The 18,615-nt window shown below is 70.1% G+C and carries 17 protein-coding genes, 1 tRNA gene and 1 pseudogene; 12 read left to right on the top strand and 7 right to left on the bottom strand.

Translation table 11 applies throughout. From position 1 onward, the window contains the following. Positions 1-24 precede the first annotated feature (24 nt). The 4 genes from E1285_RS48215 to E1285_RS21720 all read right to left on the bottom strand — a co-directional run bounded on the left by E1285_RS48215 (position 25) and on the right by E1285_RS21720 (position 2,410). Positions 25-147 carry a hypothetical protein gene (locus E1285_RS48215; RefSeq protein ID WP_279510081.1) on the bottom strand — a complete coding sequence of 41 codons (123 nt, stop codon included), beginning with the start codon at positions 145-147 and terminating at the stop codon, positions 25-27. A gap of 36 nt (positions 148-183) precedes the next feature. Next, positions 184-414 carry a hypothetical protein gene (locus tag E1285_RS21730; RefSeq protein ID WP_132154881.1) on the bottom strand — a complete coding sequence of 77 codons (231 nt, stop codon included), beginning with the start codon at positions 412-414 and terminating at the stop codon, positions 184-186. A gap of 158 nt (positions 415-572) precedes the next feature. After that, entirely contained in the window at positions 573-1,208 is a 636-nt protein-coding gene (locus tag E1285_RS21725) for a response regulator transcription factor (RefSeq protein ID WP_132154880.1), read from the bottom strand. Then, positions 1,205-2,410: a sensor histidine kinase gene (locus tag E1285_RS21720; RefSeq protein ID WP_132154878.1), complete on the bottom strand. Its 1,206-nt coding sequence runs from the start codon at positions 2,408-2,410 to the stop codon at positions 1,205-1,207. Before E1285_RS21720 ends, E1285_RS21725 begins: the two co-directional genes overlap by 4 nt. A gap of 165 nt (positions 2,411-2,575) precedes the next feature. Between E1285_RS21720 and E1285_RS21715 the strand changes: the two genes are divergently transcribed. The 5 genes from E1285_RS21715 (at position 2,576) to E1285_RS21695 (ending at position 8,130) form a co-directional block, all read left to right on the top strand. Next, entirely contained in the window at positions 2,576-3,631 is a 1,056-nt protein-coding gene (locus E1285_RS21715; RefSeq protein ID WP_347814094.1) for an FtsX-like permease family protein, read from the top strand. After that, positions 3,628-4,305: an ABC transporter ATP-binding protein gene (locus E1285_RS21710; protein WP_132154876.1), complete on the top strand. Its 678-nt coding sequence runs from the start codon at positions 3,628-3,630 to the stop codon at positions 4,303-4,305. Before E1285_RS21715 ends, E1285_RS21710 begins: the two co-directional genes overlap by 4 nt. A 66-nt stretch (positions 4,306-4,371) precedes the next feature. Beyond that, positions 4,372-5,016: a winged helix-turn-helix domain-containing protein gene (locus E1285_RS21705; RefSeq protein WP_207946721.1), complete on the top strand. Its 645-nt coding sequence runs from the start codon at positions 4,372-4,374 to the stop codon at positions 5,014-5,016. Beyond that, entirely contained in the window at positions 5,013-5,285 is a 273-nt protein-coding gene (locus E1285_RS21700) for a hypothetical protein (RefSeq protein WP_207946720.1), read from the top strand. Before E1285_RS21705 ends, E1285_RS21700 begins: the two co-directional genes overlap by 4 nt. Before the next feature lie 52 nt (positions 5,286-5,337). After that, the gene (locus tag E1285_RS21695; protein ID WP_243722959.1) at positions 5,338-8,130 is read left to right on the top strand and encodes a LuxR family transcriptional regulator; all 2,793 of its coding nucleotides are present in this window, start codon (positions 5,338-5,340) and stop codon (positions 8,128-8,130) included. Between the two features lie 40 nt (positions 8,131-8,170). On the opposite strand, the gene E1285_RS21690 is transcribed toward E1285_RS21695, so the two are convergent. Further along, positions 8,171-8,443, bottom strand: a complete 273-nt coding sequence (locus tag E1285_RS21690) for a hypothetical protein (RefSeq protein WP_132154872.1) — start codon at positions 8,441-8,443, stop codon at positions 8,171-8,173. 748 nt (positions 8,444-9,191) lie between these two features. Between E1285_RS21690 and E1285_RS21685 the strand changes: the two genes are divergently transcribed. Together E1285_RS21685 and E1285_RS21680 are read left to right on the top strand one after the other, a co-directional pair. Next, the gene (locus tag E1285_RS21685) at positions 9,192-9,686 is read left to right on the top strand and encodes a hypothetical protein (RefSeq protein ID WP_132154870.1); all 495 of its coding nucleotides are present in this window, start codon (positions 9,192-9,194) and stop codon (positions 9,684-9,686) included. After that, complete coding sequence (locus tag E1285_RS21680) at positions 9,683-10,456, top strand: SDR family NAD(P)-dependent oxidoreductase (RefSeq protein ID WP_132154868.1); 774 nt, start codon at positions 9,683-9,685, stop codon at positions 10,454-10,456. The genes E1285_RS21685 and E1285_RS21680 overlap by 4 nt, the downstream gene beginning before the upstream one ends. 9 nt (positions 10,457-10,465) lie before the next feature. Here E1285_RS21680 and E1285_RS21675 read toward each other — a convergent pair whose 3' ends face one another. Further along, a complete protein-coding gene (locus E1285_RS21675; protein ID WP_132154866.1) occupies positions 10,466-11,047 on the bottom strand; it encodes a hypothetical protein in 582 nt (193 codons plus the stop codon). Positions 11,048-11,876: 829 nt separating this feature from the next. Here E1285_RS21675 and E1285_RS21670 point away from each other — a divergent pair. From E1285_RS21670 to E1285_RS21655, 4 genes are all read left to right on the top strand, one after another. Further along, complete coding sequence (locus E1285_RS21670; protein WP_132154864.1) at positions 11,877-12,356, top strand: hypothetical protein; 480 nt, start codon at positions 11,877-11,879, stop codon at positions 12,354-12,356. 280 nt (positions 12,357-12,636) lie between these two features. Continuing rightward, positions 12,637-13,101, top strand: a complete 465-nt coding sequence (locus E1285_RS21665) for a group II intron maturase-specific domain-containing protein (RefSeq protein WP_207946719.1) — start codon at positions 12,637-12,639, stop codon at positions 13,099-13,101. 415 nt (positions 13,102-13,516) lie between these two features. After that, positions 13,517-17,095, top strand: a complete 3,579-nt coding sequence (locus E1285_RS21660) for a protein kinase (RefSeq protein WP_243722962.1) — start codon at positions 13,517-13,519, stop codon at positions 17,093-17,095. Positions 17,096-17,124: 29 nt separating this feature from the next. Further along, positions 17,125-17,604, top strand: coding sequence for a hypothetical protein (locus tag E1285_RS21655; RefSeq protein ID WP_132154860.1), 480 nt, complete (start codon positions 17,125-17,127; stop codon positions 17,602-17,604). A gap of 620 nt (positions 17,605-18,224) precedes the next feature. Here E1285_RS21655 and E1285_RS21650 read toward each other — a convergent pair. Next, a tRNA-Leu gene (locus E1285_RS21650) sits at positions 18,225-18,310 on the bottom strand. A gap of 116 nt (positions 18,311-18,426) precedes the next feature. On the opposite strand from E1285_RS21650, the pseudogene E1285_RS21645 reads away from it, so the two are divergent. After that, positions 18,427-18,615, top strand: a pseudogene (locus E1285_RS21645) (hypothetical protein); the annotation flags it as partial.

Here is an 18,615-nt window from a genome sequence, read left to right as displayed (position 1 = left end):
CCGCTGCGAGGAGCGGCAGCGCCGTCAGCGGCAGCGGCCCAGACGGGCCATGCCGCACGCGGGGCGCCCCCGGCCCCGGCCGCGCAGCAGCAGCATCGCCACGCCCAGCGCGACGAGGTTCTCGGTGAACCAGCCGGTGTGGAACATTCGCTCCCCCTCGTGCCCGCCCCCGGCGTCCAGCACTCACCAGAAGAGCCCGAACGCCGCCAGGTCGAACAGCGCGCCGACCGGCCCCATACAGACCACGAACCGGGCGAGGCCGCGGCGGTCGAACGTGCGCGGGCGGGCGGTCTCCGAATCGTCGACCCGGTCGTGTACCAGGGCCAGCTGGGACAGGTCGAAGCACAAGTTCTGGACGAGACCCTGCACGGGAAGCATGGGCAGCAGCCGGAGCATCGCGCTCGCCGCCAGCATCGACACCACGTTGTCGTGGGTCCACAAGGAGCGCGGCGCCGACTGCGGCTGTTCGAGCTGATCGTGCTCAGCGACGACGGCGGGAACCGCAGCCGGTCAGCGGCGGCCGCTGCGTCCAGCGAACGCTGATCGACGAGACCCGGGTCGCCGCGGCCTTGTCAGGATGACCTGATGAGGCCGCGCCGGGTGGCGGCGGCGACCGCGGCCGTGCGGGAGTCGACGTCGAGTTTGGCGTAGATGTGGACCAGGTGCGTCTTGATGGTGGTCTCGCTGAGGAACAGCCGCTTGCTGATCTGCCGGTTGGAGAGCCCTTCGGCGACCAGTCGCAGCACCTCCAGCTCCCGCGCGGTCAGTGTCGCGGTGGGGGAGCGCATGCGGCCGAGGAGGCGTGAGGCGACGCTGGGCGCGAGCGCGCTGTCGCCGGCGGCGGCCGACCGGATGGCGGCGAACAGCTTGGACTGGGGCGCGTCCTTGAGCAGGTAGCCGGTGGCGCCGGCCTCGACGGCGGCGAGGATGTCGGAGTCGGTGTCGAAGGTGGTGAGCACCAGGACGCGGGGCGCGCCGGCCCCGGAGGTGAGCTGCCGGGTGGCTTCGCTGCCGTGGATGCCGGCGCCGAGTTGCAGGTCCATCAGGACGACGTCGGGGATGAGGCGGCGCGCTTCGGCGACACCCTCCTCCCCGGTCGCGGCCTCGCCGACCAGTTCGAAGTCGGGCTGGTCCGCGAGCATCGCGCGGATCCCGGAGCGGACCACGGGATGGTCGTCGACCAGCAGGATCCGGATCCGTCCGCTCATCGCCGCTCATCGCCGCCGGGCATCGGCAATGCCGCCACCACGGCCGTCCCCTCCCGCGGAGCCGACTCGACGGTGAGCGTCCCGCCCAGCGCGCGTGCGCGGTCGCACATCGCCTGAAGCCCGTATCCCGTGCCCGCTCCGTCCTCCGGCGGCCGTCCGGGGGCGTCCGCGGGCTCGAAGCCGCACCCGTCGTCGAAGACGTCCAGCACCACCATGTCGTCAAGATAGGTCAGCGTCACTCCGACGTTCTCGGCGCCGGAGTGCCTGGCGGCGTTCCCCAGGGCTCCCTGAGCGATGCGCAGCAGCGCCACCTCGTAATCGACCGGCAGCTCGGCGGGAGCCCCGGATGTCTCGAAACGGATCCGGGCCGCGGAACGGGCCGCCGCGGACCCGGTGATCCGGCGCAGGGCGTCGGGCAGGGACGACCGCTGCAGAGCGGGCGGCGCCAGGGCGCGCACGAAGTTGCGGGCCTCTTCGAGGTTCTCCGCGGCGGCTTGTTCGGCCTCCAGCAGCCGGCCCCGCGCGGCGTCGCGGCCGGTGTCCAGGTCGCGCCGCGCGGCGCGCAGCAGCAGGATGATGCTCGACATTCCCTGGGCGAGGGTGTCGTGGATCTCGCGGGCCAGCCGCTCACGCTCGGTGAGGCGCGCCGCGTCGGCTTCGGCCCCGAGCAGTTTCTCGCGCGTCCGGACCAGGTCCTCGATGAGCCGGCGGCGCTGCTCGCTCTCCCGGTGGAGCGCCTGGTAGGCGAGGGCCATGAGGGTGGCGACGGACGCGCCGATGCTCGGGCCGAGCACCTCCGCGAGCGTGACGCTGCCGCCGTGCCAGGCCGCTGCCCCGATCGCGGCGGCCGTAAGCAGCACCACACCGGGCAGCGCGGCGGCCAGTGGCAGCAGATGCAGGTAGAGGAAGAACAGCGGGAAGGCCAACCAGACGAAGTCGGGAGAGGCCAGGGCCAGCCCCGCCCAGGTCGCGGTGAGCGCCGCGATCCATACCCGGGCGGCGACCGGGTGAGGACGCCGGTCACGCCCGGCCTGGACCACTCCGCCGATGTAGACGATTCCGAGAACGAGACCGCCGGCGGCGAACCCCGTGCCCTCGTCGTGCAGCGTGCGCAACAGGGCGATCGTGAGCAGCACAAGGAAGGTGCCGTGCACGGCCCAGCCGAGCAACCGCATCGCTGGAGAGAACAGATCGTTCGGCATTTCTCACTCAGAGTAGGCGACGGGCGCGTGCACCACATCGATCGAAAGGTTGATACCGGGCGTCCGGAAGAGGGTGATTCTCCCGCCCCGGCGCACGATGTACCGCGACGGCCGCGCCGCGCACGCTGGGAAGCGTCCATTCAAGGCCAATGTGAAACGGGGGCCATGGTGTTCGTGGCACTGCGCGACCTGCGGTTCGCCAAGGGGCGCTTCGCGCTCATGGGATCGGTCATGCTGCTCATCACACTGCTGGTGACCATGCTGTCCGGGTTGACGGCCGGTCTGGCGCGCGGCAGCGCCTCGGCCATCGAGGACCTGCCCGCCGACCACATCGTGTTCGGAGGGGAGACCTCGTTCTCCGAAAGCCGGATCGGCGAGGAGACGCTGAGAGGCTGGCAGGACGCCGGCGGGGTGACGGCCGAGCCGCTCGGCATCTCGATGAGCCGGTTGTCCTTCGGCCCGTCCGGGGAGCGCGGCGCACCGGTCGCGATCTTCGGGGTCGCTTCCGGGGCCCCGGTGTCACCCGCGCCAGGTCAGATCGTGCTGTCGGCGGAGCTGGCTGGGAGCACCGGCCTGGCGGCCGGTGACAGGGGCCGGGTCTCCGGTCGGGAGTTCACGGTGGCGGGTACGGGCGGCGCATCGTCCTACAGCCACGCCCCGGTCGCCTGGATCGGGATTGAGGACTGGCGTGCCCTCGACCAGGGCGGGGGCGGCCAGGCCGCGACCGTCCTGCTGCTGCACGAGACCGGGCACCCGGACCTGGACGCGGCCGACCGGCGGCTCGGCACCACCACCCTCGCCCTGGGGGACGCGAAGTCCGCAATTCCGTCGTTCTCCGGCGAGAACGGGTCGCTTCAGCTGATGCGGGGATTCCTGTTCGTCATCTCGGCTCTGGTCATCGGCGCGTTCTTCACCGTTTGGACGATCCAGCGCCGCGGCGACGTCGCCGTGCTGAAAGCGCTCGGCGCCAGCACCGGCTACCTGCTTCGCGACGCGCTGGGCCAGGCCGTTCTAATGCTGCTGGCCGGGGCCGGACTCGGCGGCGCCGTCGGCGCGCTGGCCGGGCTCGCGATCGGCGACGGGGTCCCGTTCGTGGTCTCCGCGGCCACCACCGTGGTGCCCGTCGCGGTGCTGACCCTCCTCGGAGCGGCGGGTGCCGCACTGGCCATCCGCAAGATCACCTCTGTCGATCCGCTGACCGCGCTGGGAGCCGCACGATGAGCCTCGCCCTCACCGACGTCGTCCTGACCTACCCCGACGGGGACCGCACCCTGACAGCGCTCGATCATGTGAGTCTGGCGGTCGGGCCCGGCGAGTTCACCGCGGTCGTCGGCCCGTCGGGATCGGGCAAGTCGAGCCTGCTGGCCGTCGCCGCGACGCTCATCACCCCGGCCTCCGGGAAGGTCTCGATCGCGGGCCGCCCGGTCAACGAACTGCGTCCCGCCGAACGCACCCGGCTGCGCCGCGACCACATCGGCATCGTCTTCCAGCACCCCAACCTGCTGGCCTCGCTGACGGCCCTCGACCAGTTGACCGTGATGGCGCACATGGCCGGCCGGTCGCCGCGGACGGCCGCCGTCCGGGCCCGGGAGCTGCTGGCCGCCGTGGATCTCGCGGGCAAGGAGCACAAACGGCCGCACCAGCTGTCGGGCGGCGAACGGCAGCGGGTCAACATCGCCCGTGCGCTGATGAACGGACCCGAAGTGCTGCTCGCGGACGAGCCCACCAGTTCCCTCGACCACTACCGCGGCGAGCAGATCGTCAAGCTGCTGGAACGGCTGACTCGCGATCGGCGGCTGGCCACGGTCATGGTCACCCACGACCTGGCCAAGCTCACCGCCGCCGACCGGGTGTACTCCATGACCGACGGCAGGCTGACCGAGAACGGCCGGTGAGCCCGTTCCGGCGCGTGTGCCGACAAGCCTGTCGGGCAATGCGGCGAGCAGGAGATCCATCTCAGGGTGTCGCCCGGGAAGCTGACGATGGCCCAGCAGGCCGGCGAGGTCGAGCTGAGCGGGATCACTCTGGACGGCACCCCGAAGACCGTCGCGATGTCGGCCCGGGTGCTCCAGCGGTCCAGCGAGAGCCGCACCGCCCCCGAAGGCCGGCCGAACGCGCAGGTCGCGGCGGAGTTGCGGGTCGGGCTGCGGCAGGTGGAGAAATGGCGGCGGGTCTGGCGCGAGGGCGGGGCCGAGGCGCTGCGGTCCAAGGGCCCGCATGGACGGCCGCGGCTGGACCAGGCGGCCTTCGCGCGGCTGGAGGCCGAGTTGAACCGCGGCCCCGCCGCGCACGGCTGGACTCATGACCAGCGGTGGACGCTGGACCGGGTCGCCGAGGTGATCCGCCTGCTGTTCGGTATCGACTACACCCGGCCCGGGGTGTCGCTGCTGCTGCGCCGCAACGGCTGGTCGGTGCAGGTCCCCGGACGCCGCGCCATCGAACGCGACGACCGGGCGATCGAGGTGTGGAAAGAGCAGGTGTGGCCGCAGGTGGAAACACCTCGGCGGACCTGGGCGCCTGGATCTGCTTCGAAGACGAGGCCGGTCAAGGGCTCAGGCCGCCCAAAGGACGCTCCTGGAGCCGCCGGGGACACCACCCGCAGGTGAGGGTGCACGGCGGTGAGCACGGTTCGCGGGTCTCGATCGCCGGGATGGTCTGCCTCCGGCCCGGCCACCGATCCAGGTTGATCTACCGGCTGCACCGCTACCGGCGCCGCAAAGGCGAGCGTGCCGGGTTCCTTGCCACCGACCTGGACGACCTCGCCGGCATGATCAAGCACCGGCTCAAGGTCATCCAGCACCACCCCGGCGTGATCGACGGCTGCCTCGCCCCCACAGGCCTCACCCTCAACACCACACCCGCCAACACCAATTAACCCTCTAGACCTGGTGCGTTGCGGTTCGCATCGGTCAGAATTACTTAAGCCGGTGCAAAGCACCGGGTCGACACTGACGGGAGCGATTCTGATCGATCTCCTGGGCCGGCGCGCAGAGCGCGAAGCGGTCGACGATGTCCTCGCGCAGGCACGGGCCGGTCGTAGCAGGGCCATCGTCGTGCGTGGCGAGGCGGGTATCGGGAAGACGGCACTGCTCGAGCACGCTCGGGACACGGCCGTTCCACTTGGCTTCCGGGTGGAGTCTTCGGTCGGGGTGGAGTCCGAGACGCAGTTCGCGTTCGCGGGCTTGCACCAGCTCTGTGCGCCATTGCTGGACCGAATGGGTGCGCTGCCCGATCCGCAGCAGACTGCTTTGAACGTGGCGTTCGGGTTGCGCGACGGTACTGCGCCGGACGGGTTCCACGTGGGCCTGGCGACACTCAACCTGCTGGCCGAGGTCGCCGAGGAGGGGCCGCTGCTCTGCCTCGTCGACGACGCCCAGTGGTTGGACCAGGCGTCCGCACAGGTTCTGGCATTCGTGGCACGACGGCTGGCGGCGGAACATCTGGCGCTCGTGTTCGCACTACGCGACTCCGCCGAGGGGGACGCCGAGGGGGACGTTGCCCCGTTCGCGGGACTGCCCGAGCTCCGCCTGGACGGACTCGGCGAAGCCGACGCGCGGGCGCTGCTCGCCACGGCGGTTCGTACCCCGCTCGATGCTGGGGTGTTCGAGCAGATACTCGCCGAGGCGCGGGGGAACCCCCTCGCACTGGTGGAGTTGCCCAGAAGCGCCCCTGCGGCACAGCTGGCCGGCGGTTACGCCTTGCCCGACGCACTCGACGTCCCGCGCCGCATCGAGCAGAGCTTCCAGCGCCGCTCTGGCAGCCTGCCAGCCGAGACTCAGGTACTGCTGCTGGTCGCCGCGGCCGAGCCGACCGGCGAGGTGGCACTCTTGTTGCGAGCGGCCGAACACCTGGGTATCTCCCCCGAGGCGGCCAGGCCCGCCGAGCTCGCCGGGCTGCTGAAGATTGGCGCCCGGGTGCGGTTCCGCCACCCGTTGGTGCGCTCGGCGGTCTACCATGCCGCTGCACCACCGGACCGTCGCCGCGCCCACGGTGCGCTGGCAGAGGCGACCGACCCCGCGGCCGACCCGGACCGCCGTGCGTGGCACCACGCGCAGGAAGTCCTCGGATTCGACGAAGACGCCGCCGCGGGCCTGGAGCGTTCGGCTGACCGGGCGCGTGCCCGAGGTGGGCTGGCCGCTGCGGGTGCCTTTCTCAAACGGGCGGCCGAGCTCACCCCTGAGCCTGCCACTCGGGCGAGCCGGGCGCTCGAGGCCGCGCACGCCAAGCATGAGGCCGGTGCAAGCGAGGCAGCTCTGGAGCTGTTGGCGATCGCAGCCACCGGGCCGCTGGACGCCCTACCGCAGGCCCGTCTCGAGCTGCTCCGCGCCCGGATCGCGTTCCACCTGACGCGAGGCAATGACGTGCCGCGGATGCTGCTCGCCGCCGCCGCGACCCTCGCCCCGCTCGACCCCGCCCTGTCCCGCGAGACCTACCTGCAGGCCCTGGGGGCTGCGACCGTCATCGGCGGCCCCGGCCCCGGCCGTGGTGTGCGGGAGGTGGCTGAAGCCGCCCGGGACGCACCCGCTGCACTGGGAGAACCCAGGCCTGCGGATCTGCTGCTCGACGGCTTGGTGACGGCAGTCGTCGATGGGTACGAGGCGGGCGTGCCCGGACTACGCCGCGCGCTCGAGGCGTTCTGCGCCCACCAACCCCGCTCTCAGGTCGCGAGCGACGGCGACGCCCGCTGGCTGTGGTTGGCCAGCCGCATCGCGTTGGCGCTCTTCGACGACGACCTGCTCCACGTGCTGACCAGCCGAAACGTTCGGTACGCCCGCGAGGTCGGTGCACTCGCGACACTGCCCACGGCGCTCCTCATCCAATCGTTCGACATGGTGCTCTCCGGCAGACTCGCTCGGGCTGCCGAGCTGGCCGCCGCGGAAGGCGCTCTCGCACAGGCGACGGGGGCCCTGCCCTGGCATGCCGCTCGGCTCGTGCTAGCCGCTTGGCGCGGCCAGCAGGACGAAACGGCCCGGCTGCACACGGCTAGCGTGCAAGTAGCGACTGGACGCAGCGGAGTAAGCTTGGCTCAGTACGCGCTGGCGGTGCTGCACAATGCTCTGGGCAACTACCCAACCGCCCTGGACGCCGCAACAGAAGCATGCAAATCCGACGAGCTGGCGCACGCCAGCTTCGCTCTCCCCGAGCTGGTCGAGGCGGCGTGTCGCGCGGGCCAACAGGAGCGCGCTGGTGCCGCGCTCGAGCAGCTCAGTTCGCGAGCACTCGCCAGCGGTACGCAGTGGGCGCTCGGGCTCGCGGCGCGATCACGAGCGCTGACCAGCAACGGGCCCGCTGCCGAGCAGCACTACCGGGAGTCGATCGAGTACCTGCGGGGGTGCCGGATGGCGATCTACCTCGCCCGCACCCACCTGGTCTATGGCGAGTGGCTGCGCCGTGAAGGCCGCCGCCAGGACGCCCGCGAACAGCTCCGCACCGCCCACGAGCTCCTGACGAGCATGGGGGCGGAAGCCTTCGCCGAGCGCGCGGCCCGCGAGCTAGGCGCTACCGGCGAGCACCCACGCAAACGCACCGCCCAACCCGCCGATGAGCTAACGCCCCAGGAACTGCACGTTGCACGGATGGTGGCCACCGGAGCGACCTCCCGGGAGGTCGGTGCGCAACTGTTCCTCAGCCCCCGCACCATCGAATCCCACCTGCGCAGCATCTTCCGCAAGCTCGGCATCACCTCCCGTCGCCAGCTCAGAGAACTGTCGTTGCCCTGACACGGCCGTTGCGCGCGACGCCGGCGCACGGCTTACGGCGTCATATCGGCGTGCGAAAGGTGCCGTCCGTGGCAAGTGCGAGCAGCAGGCGGCGGGCCGTCCCGATGCTGGCCTCGTCCTCCTCGCCATACGAGGCAGCGAGGGCTACACCCTCGGCGGCGCGACGCACCACTTGGATACGCTCGGCACCCAGCCCGTCGACGGCGAACCGATCATGCTGCCATGCGCTGTGCTCGTCGGACACCGCAGAGACCGCGGGGAGCGCGTGCAGGCCGCCCCAGGAGGCGACTGCCGTGAAGTCGCGCGCCGCCACAGCCTGTGAGCTCTCCCCGCAGAGCGCGCGGACGTAGGCCCGCAGCCATCTTCCCGGGGTGGTTCTCCGACAGGTCGAGGTGGCTGAGGACCGTCGCACGGAAGCGCTCCTGCACGTCCTGCACGACAGCGATGAGCAGTTGGTCCCGACTGCCGAAGTGATGGATCAGGTCACTCTTGGACACTCTCGGTGACCTAAGGGGCTTCTACCGATGCGAAGGCTCCGCCACCGGTGCGAGCCTGAGGAGATCTCGGGGACCGGCGGCGAGCGGATTGCCGGGACCTGCGTGCAGAGCCGTCGCCTCGGTCCACCTCATCCTCCTGTCACGGAGCTCCGGGACGGATCCGGCATCTGATCTACGAGCTGCGACGGCGGAGAGGAGCATTCGATGAAGGTATTCATCATTGGAGTCAGCGGCGCGAGCCGTGCGGCCGCTGACGGATCCGTCGCCAACCGTGTGATGCGGCGGACTGAGGTCGGTGATCCCGTGCTGACGACGAGCAGGAACGGCCCCCACGGCGCATCGGCCGGGCCTCCGATCACGGAGCTAGGTGGCCGCATCGAACCTGTGTCCGCGGCCACCGGCAGCGTCTCCTTCGTTCGTCGAGCGGGACCCCCTTGACCGTGTGGGAAAAACAGGTTCTGAGATACGAACGAAAGATGTCCGGACGCACCCGGAGATGGGGTCGTACGCGCAGTAGCGCATCGCGTCCTGTTCGGCGAGTCGCCAGAGAGAGGGGGAACGCTCATGAACGCAGTGGACGAGGAATTCTTGCTGGGCCTGGCTGGTGTGTCGGCCACGCTCCTGGGGATCTTCATCGTCGGGGTGTTCTTCTACAGCGACTCCGACATGCATCGCCGGTTGGCCAGTTCTCAAGCAACGGACGTGTACCTCCGGTCCGGCACGCGATGGGTCTTCACCGCATACTCGATCCCTCTGTTCGTCCCGCTCTTCCTGGCGGCGGTGGACCCACTCTGGGGCGCGATCGCGTTCGCCGTCCTCGGCATGGTCCTGACCATTTTGACCGTGGATACCGGACGTCGCACCCTCGCGTCCGGATTTGCGAGCACAGCCGCACTGGTCATGGCTCAGTTCGACGCAACCAGGGCGAGTGACACCACCACTCGCGACCCGGCGAGAGTCACAGCGGCCGAGGGCCTGCTGATCGTCGCGGGATGTGCCGTCAACCGCCGCAGTGACTCCGGCGCGGCAATGCCACAACAACGGAAGGCGTCACCATGACCACGCAAAGACCGCCAGTCGCCATCATCACCGGCGCCGGAAGCACGCAGGGAATCGGTTTCGCGGCGGCACGTCTGCTCGGCGCCAGCGGAACTCAGGTGGTGATCACGTCGACGACGAACCGCATCTTCGGAAGAGTCTCAGAGCTGCGCGCCGTGGGTATCCGCGTGGAAGGGGTGATCGCCGACCTCACCGATCAGGCCGGCGTGGACGCCGTCGTCGCGTGCGCACTGGACTCGTTCGGCGGCGTGGACGTCCTCGTCAACAACGCCGGGATGACTGCCGTGTCCAGCTCGTACGGCTCGGGTGCGACCGACAGACTTTCCCTCGACCACTGGCATGCCTCGCTGGATCGGAATCTGACCACGACGTTCCTCATGACCCGCGCCGTCCTGGGCCACATGCGGGCTGCCGGCTACGGCCGTATCGTCAACGTGTCCTCGGTATCAGGGCCCGTCGCCGCCTACGGCGGCGACGTCGCGTACCACGCGGCGAAGGCCGGCGTTGTCGGACTGACGCGCTCGACGGCGATCGACACGGCCGCGGCGGGCGTCACGGTGAACGCGGTCGCTCCGGGGTGGATCGACACGGCATCCGCCTCCGCCTACGAGCGGAAGATGGGCGCGGCGACACCCGTCGGCCGGTCCGGCACCGCAGACGAGGTGGCGTACGTGATCGCGTTCCTCGCCGGCGAAGGCGCGTCGTACATAACGGGTCAGCTGATCACGGTCGACGGAGCCAACTCCATCAGCGAGGAGCGCGGGCGTTAACACCCTCAGTCATGCCACGGCCTCGCCTCTCCGAGGCCGTGGCGTCCTCTTCCGCCGACGCGCGACGACGTCCGTGTCAGCCGAGCGCGGTGATGCGATGGGTTGCGGGACCGCCCCGGTGCCCGGCGCAGACCCGAGCAGCTCCGCGCCGGGCACCGAGAGGATCTGGCGGACGGTGGCGGGGCGGCGGCGCAGCACGACCACCCTTACAGCGCCGAGCAGGGCCGGCGCGGCGGCCGCAATCCCCCTGGGGGCGCCGGTGGTGGCCAGCGACCCGCCATCGTGGCCGCCGCCGTCACCGGCCGCGGGCGGCTGGGTCGGCTCGGTGTCGACGTCAGTCGGCCGCCCGGTCGGCGCGACCTCGGTGGAGAAAGTCCACGTCCACTCGCTCACCGCGTCGTCCGCGAGGACGAAGCCGGGCAGCGCCTCCGCCGTGACGGCGAGGATGCCGCTGCCAGCCCCTTGCACCGCGTCCACGCCGGGCTCCGCTGCGACGACTTCCTCCATGGACACGGAGAAGTCGCGGTTGTTGAGGTAGGTGACGAAGAAGGCGTCGGCGGGGTCGGTGACGTCCGTGGGACTGCGGATCAATGGACACCTGCAAGTCTTGACGCTCTGATCATCGAACGACTTGGACGTGTGGAACCGGAGCCGGAGCATCAACTCCCCGCCATGATCTTGGGGTGCCCACCAAATTCGTGCTGGTCGCTCTGAGTGAGAACATGACCTGATTCCATAGCCGGGTCGGCGCACGATCGCTCGCGGGCGCGCCGTCCCGTAAGGCGAACCTTCACCGGGACGAAGTACGGCATCAGTGGGCGTCAAATGCCGCGCGGCGGGCGTCGTCCCGTAAGACCCGCCCGAGAAAATGCCCGGTAAAGGGGCGCTACGCGAGGCGCTGGCTGCGTCCTGTGCGGCTGGGGTGAGTTCGTCGTATGAGGCCCAGAACCCGCGTAGCAGCTCGTCGTTGAGACGCCCGGTGACGCGGGCGCGGTAGGGGGTGTCCACCAGCAACCGGGGGATGTCGGCCAGGGCGCCGCGGGTCCCGTTGACGCGGGTCAAGGTGAGGCAGGCCGAGCGGAGCAGGTCGTCCAGGCGGGGTCCCCAGGAGGAGGAGAAGCAGCGCCGGAATGTGGTGACGATCGACTCGGCCGCGAACGCCGGATCGGGTCCGGCCAGGACGTTGAGGCAGGGTGGGCGGCCACCCCCGCAACGCCTTTGTCCGCGAACACCTCGTCACCGCGCTCGTGGACGGCTGGCTCGCCAAGACCCTCGCCCCGCACCGCATCAAGCAGACCATCGCCGGCCTCCACGAAGCTCAAGAACAGCCGATCGCCGCTGACACGACCAGGCCCGCGCGAAGATCGCCGCCTGCGACGCCAAACTCAGCCGTCACCGCGCCGAGGCCACGATCGAGGCGATGGCCGAACAGATCAGCGGTACCGAGAACTCCGCCGCCGTGCAGCTTCGCAAGCAGCTCAGCACCTGCGACCAGCGGCTCAACCAGTACCGGGCCGCCCTCAACGCGGGTGCGGACGCGGTCCAGGTCGCGCGGTGGATCAACGACACCGAGCAGGAACGCGCCAGGCTGGAAGGGGAGCTTCGCGCCATCCCGGCGGATCAGGCGGTCTCCAGCGACGGGCTGGCGGAGCTGCTGCACGAGACCGGCGAACTTGCTCACGCCGTCGTCAACGCTCACCCCGACGACAAGGCGGACCTCTACGCGAAGCTCGGCCTGAAGATGATGTACTACCCACAGAAAAAACTAGTGGAAGCCAAGGTCGTCCCGACTTCCACATGTGCAAATGGTTTGTGTCCGAGGGGCGACCACAACCAAATGCACATGCCGACATCGATTCCGATCGGCGACGTATATCGGATTCCTGTCGGAAAGCTCTGACTAGCCATCGTAGCAAACTTGCCAGGCCCGTACGCGGAGTGAGCTGCACCAATGCCCAAATCTGATCGGCATCGCGCGGCTGAGAACGCCGCTGCTGTCGCCAGCCGTCGGATGAACCGTCGATCTATCGCCACCGGGACTCCTAGTGCGAGCACACGGCGTTCGACTTCCTAGGGTTCACGTTCCGGGGCTCGGGCAGTCCGCAGCAGGCACGGGACGGTGTTCACCGGATTCGGTCCGGCGGTCTGCAAGACCGCCATGCGGAAGATGAGCGGGGTGGTTGTGGTCCTGGCGGCTGCACCGTCGTACCAACCTCACCGAGCACGATCTCGCACGATGGCTCAACCCGATCGTGGCGGGATGGATGAATTACTACGGCCGGTTCTACAGGTCGGAGCTGTATCCGCTGCTCAGGCGCATCAATGAGGGTTTCTCATCCTCGGACGGCGGTGACCTTGTACTCCCGGTGTTGGAGGACGCCGTCCAGAGCACCAAGCATGCGGTCGGCGATCTCGCCGCCGACACCATCCGGCGAGCCGTCGATGCACACGACGGATATGCAGCTCGCGACGTCCTGGCGAACGATGCCTGCGCCTTCCGGATGACGGACCGTCAGGAACGCGACCTCACCGGCATTGTCGAAGCCTGCGGTTTGGGAACCCGCACGATTCCTCGGGCACGGAACATCGCATTTTCGACGGCCCTGACCATCAGCGAGGCCATACTCACCTCTTCCTGGGGGTAGGCGATCAAAATGATCTACGTGATCATCGGCCTCGCCTTGGGGAAGGCGCCCCTGCCCGACTCGGCATCCTGATACCCCCGACATTTTCGTTCTTCGAAAGCTGCACCACGTCGCGGTCTGCACGCTGATGCCAGAGTGCGTCTCCGTCGAGTCGATGACGTGGTCGGAGCTGACGTGGTGGGTGGCGCGGAAGCGGGCGAAGCTCTCGTTCTGACTGATCACCTGCCCCCTTGAGGTCATTTCCACGCTTGGAGTGGCGATGCCCCCGGTCCCGTTAATTTCCAACCGTTTGGACGTCGGAGGGGCATGTGGAGAACTTCGCCCGTTCGGGGGGTGTCACAACCGTTGGGAGATCGACCGTGGTGATTCGCGGCCGGGGGTACCGGTCGAACAGGAAAGGTGGCTGTTGGGGTTGGTGGACCGACTGGAGCCCGGGGATCCGGAGAAGATCGGGGAGTTCTGGCTGGCGGGGCGGTTGGGAGCCGGCGGGCAGGGAGTGGTGTACGAAGCCTACGGGCCCGACGGGGCGCGGGTGGCGGTGAAGGTCCTGCACGGGGCGGCCGATTCGCCGCGGGAGCTGGAGCAGATGGCGGCCGAGGCGCGGACGGCGCAGCGGGTCGCCTCGTTCTGCACCGCCCGGATCGTGCAGGTGCGGCTGGAGCCGCCGCGGCCCTACATGGTCAGTGAGTACATCGAGGGGGTGAGCCTGCAGGCCGCGGTCGATGGGGGGCCGCAGCGCCCGGCGCGCCGGTTCGATGGGGACGAGCTGCACCGGCTGGGGGTGGGGATCGCCACCGCGCTGACGGCCATCCACCAGGCCAAGGTGGTGCACCGAGATCTGAAACCGGGCAATGTGATGCTGGGGCCCGATGGTCCCCGGCTGATCGATTTCGGGATCGCGCGGACGGTGGACACCCACTCGGCCACCGGGGACGACCGGCTGGTGGGGACGCTGCGGTACATGCCGCCGGAGGTGTATAGCGGGCAGCGGGCCGGGGCCGAGGCCGACGTGTTCGCCTGGGGCGCGATCATGGTGTTCGCCGCCACCGGCCGGCACGCCTTCACCGGGAGCAGCCTGCCGGTGATCGCCGAGCAGGTCCGCAACCACCATCCGGACCTGTCGGCACTGCCCGGGCCGCTGCGGGACCTGGTGGCCGCGGCGCTGGACAAGGACCCGCTGCGGCGGCCCCCGGCACGGGCGGTCCTGACAGCGCTGACCGGCGACCCGAACCAGGACGCCGGTCTGGAGGACCTGATGAATCTGGGGTCGGCACAGGCGGCCCCGCACAGCGGATGGGAGCCGGGCGACCCCGCGCTGGGCAAGCTCGCCGAGTCCGCCTACACCGCGCTGCCGCCCGAAGAGCAGCATCTGGTCCCCGAGGTGTTCCTGCGCTGCGTGGTGCCCGGGGAGGCGGGCGACTGGTCCATCCGCCCGGTACCGGCGGGGGAGCTGTTCGACCGCCCCAACCCTGCCGAGGCGGAGGGGTTGCGGCGAGTGGTCCGGGCTTTCGCGCCGCTGCTGGCCATCACCGGCGGCCAGGATCCCGAACCCGCCGGGCAGCAGCCGGTCCCGGAGCCCGGTGAGCGGATCGTCCTGACCCGCCCGGCGCTACCGCGGGCATGGCCGCGGCTGCGCGATTGGCTCGACCACGACCGCCGGGAGCTGGCCGACCACCACCGTGTCCGCCAGGCCGCCCACACCTGGAACGCCAACGGCCGACGCCGCGCTGACTTGCTAACCGGCGCCCCCCTCGACCAGGCCATGCACTGGGCCACCAGCGGACACCCGCCGCTTCCCAACCGGAGCGAACGCGCCCTGCTGGACGCCAGCAACCGCGCCCAGACCACCCGCACCCGCCGCGTCCGCATCACCGCCCTGGTCCTTGCCGTCACGACCCTGCTGTCCCTGGCCGCCACCGGATGGGCCATCAACGCACAACGCACCGCCAACCACCAACGCGACGCCGCCGTCTCCGGCCAGCTCCTCGCGCGCAGCGAACAGGCCACCGACCCGGCGGTTGCGGGGCTCCTGGCCGTAGCGTCCCGGCACTTCCGGCAAACCCCCGAAAACCGTGCCCGCCTTCTTGACGTCCTGGCCAAGCCAGGACGCGGCATCCTCACCGACGCCGAGTTCGTGGACTTCGGCCCCGACGGCACCACCGTGGCCACCGCCGGCGTCGACGGGACCGTGCGGCTGTGGGACACCCGCACCCGCAAACAGATCGGCCAACCCCTCACCGGCCACACCGGGGACGTGGAGTCGGTGGCGTTCAGCCCGGACGGCGCCACCCTGGCCACCGCCAGCGACGACGGCACCATGCGGCTCTGGGACACCCGCACCCGCAAACAGATCGGCCAGCCCCTCACCGGCCACTCCGATGGCGTGTACTCGGTGGCGTTCAGCCCGGACGGCGCCACCCTGGCCACCACCAGCGCCGACACCGTGCGGCTGTGGAACACCCGCACCCGCCAGCAGATCGGCCAACCCCTCGCCGGCCACACCGGCGCCGTGTACTCGGTGGCGTTCAGCCCGGACGGCACCACCCTGGCCACCACCAGCGCCGACGGGACCGTGCGGCTATGGAACACCCGCGCCCGCCAGCAGATCGGCCAACCCCTCACCGGCCACTCCGATGGCGTGTCCTCGGTGGCGTTCAGCCCGGACGGCGCCACCCTGGCCACCGCCAGCGACGACGGGACCGTGCGGCTCTGGGACACCGGCACCCACCAGCAGATCGGCCAACCCCTCACCGACCACTCCGATGGCGTGTACTCGGTGGCGTTCAACCCGGACGGCGCCACCCTGGCCACCACCAGCGCCGACACCGTGCGGCTGTGGAACACCCGCACCCGCAAACAGATCGGCCAACCCCTCGCCGGCCACACCGGCGCCGTGTACTCGGTGGCGTTCAGCCCGGACGGCACCACCCTGGCCACCACCAGCGCCGACGGGACCGTGCGGCTATGGAACACCCGCGCCCACCAGCAGATCGGCCAACCCTTCACCGGCCACACCGGGGACGTGGAGTCGGTGGCGTTCAGCCCCGACGGCGCCACCCTGGCCACCACCGGCCACGACGGCACCGTGCGGCTGTGGAACACCCGCACCCGCAAACAGATCGGCCAACCCCTCACCAGCCCCACCGGCCCCGTGTTCTCGGTGGCGTTCAGCCCGGACGGCACCACCCTGGCCACCGCCAGCGACGACGGCACCGTGCGGCTATGGAACACCCGCACCCGCAAACAGATCGGCCAACCCCTCACCGGCCACACCAGCACCGAGGCGTCCATGGCGTTCAGCCCCGACGGCACCACCCTGGCCACCACCAACACCGACACCATACGGCTCTGGGACACCCAGGCCCACCAGCAGATCGGCGAACCCCTCACCGGCCACAGCGCCCCCGTGTTCTCGGTGGCGTTCAGCCCCGACGGCACCACCCTGGCCACCACCAGCGACGACGGCACCGTGCGGCTATGGAACACCCGCACCCGCAAACAGATCGGCCAACCCCTCACGGGCCACACCGATGGCGTGTACTCGGTGGCGTTCAGCCCCGACGGCACCACCCTGGCCACCACCGGCCACGACGACACCGTGCGCCTGTGGAACACCCGCACCCGCAAACAGATCGGCGACCCCCTCACCGGCCACACCGGCCCCGTGGACTCGGTGGCGTTCAGCCCGGACGGCACCACCCTGGCCACCGCCAGCGACGACGGCACCATGCGGCTCTGGGACACCCGCACCCACCAGCAGATCGGCCAACCCCTCACCGGCCACATCGGGGACGTGGAGTCGGTGGCGTTCAACACCGACGGCACCACCCTGGCCACCACCAGCGACGACGGCACCGTGCGGCTGTGGGACGTGGAAATGCCGGAGGACAAGGACCTTGTCGACTCGGTCTGCAAAGCGATGGGAGCGTTGACCCGCCAGAAATGGGACCAGTACGCGCCGGACGGGATCGAATTCCGGAAGGTCTGCCGCTGACCCCCCCCCGGCGCCTCCCGATCGGCGAGTTGGTGTTCGAGCACCACTTCGGCAACCGGGTCGGCGTCCTGGATCTGGTGGGCGGCACCACCACGGCCCGGTTGCTGGCCGTGGCCGACCGCGGCGCCGAGGGCTGGGAGGTGGCCGGTGACGCGCCCCTGGCCGGGCTGCTGGGACCGCAGGCCGACGAGATCACCGCCGCCCGGATCGCCCGCGTCCACCTGCGCGGAGACACCGGCACCTCCTCCGAGGCCGCCCGCTACTACCAGCCGGTGGACGCCACCCGCGACGCGATGGATGCCTGCCTGGACACGGCGCTGACCGCACTGGACTCGGCGGGCGCCGATGCCTGGTGGTGGTCGACGGCCGTTTCGTGCGCTCACGGCCCACGAGCTGGTGGCGATCGCCGCACGCGACCTGATCGGCACCGTCCCGGCGTGAACGCAGACCGCGCACGACGTCCTGATGGCGCCGTGGTGGGCCGCGGTTCGGCGCGGTCAACCTGGTGATCTGATCCAGCCGTCCCGCTGAACCACGCCAAGAGGCCCGGGAGCCCCGACCTACGGGATTCCCGGGCCTCCGCACGTCCGGCTACAGCACCACGCCGCGTTCCGCGAGCGGCCGACAGCTCAAGTACGGGGATGATCGCCTACCCGCTCGACCCACCCCGGCACCCGCCTAATAATCCCGCCGTGTTTCCCAATCCCCTAACCGCGCGGGCCGTGGGCGATTGGCGACCACAAACATCTGTGCCCAGCCCCCCGCGTCGCGATCGGCGAACTTTACCGGATCACGCTGAGTACGTAGGGCTGTCGTGTGTGGCGCTCGCATCCACACGTGGTTGAGCGTGCTGCGAGGGCACTTAGTCGAGGCCGTGTACCCACCGTGCGATCGAATGCACTGCCGGAGCTTGGCGCAAAAGGTCGTCGTGGTAACGGACAGCGTCCTCGGCGCTGTCGGTTAGGAGTCGTGCTGATAGGCCGATGAGGTGGGCGCCACCCAAGACTGGCCATCCCAGAAGCCAGCCCCGATCCTCGCGTCGCCACCGCAGGCGGCCGGACGCCGTCCTTTCTCGCCACAGAAAAACGAAGTGGGACAGATAGCCATCTGTCCCACTTCGTCCACATAATGTCCGAGGGGGGACTTGAACCCCCATGCCCCGTAAAGGGCACTAGCACCTCAAGCTAGCGCGTCTGCCTATTCCGCCACCCGGACAGGTTGCAGGCCGCAGCGTGGCTGCGGCCGGTTCACCATACCAAAGGTGGCGAGTCGCGGCGAAGTCGATCGGCGGGCACCATGGGGGACGGTACGTCAGGACGCGAGGCGCGAAGGTGATCACTGTGGGCCAGCAGCCGACTGCTGAGGACGAGGTCGTCCGGTTCTGCCAGGAGCTGATCCGGATCGATACGAGCAACCCTGGGGATCACTCGGGGCCGGGGGAGCGGGTGGCGGCGGAGTACGTCGCGGAGAAGCTCGAAGAGGTCGGGCTTGAGACCCGGATCTTCGAGTCGCATCCGGGG

It is taken from the genome of Actinomadura sp. 7K507, from assembly GCF_004348425.1.
GTDB lineage: Bacteria > Actinomycetota > Actinomycetes > Streptosporangiales > Streptosporangiaceae > Spirillospora.
This window is presented reverse-complemented; position numbering and strand designations above follow the sequence as displayed.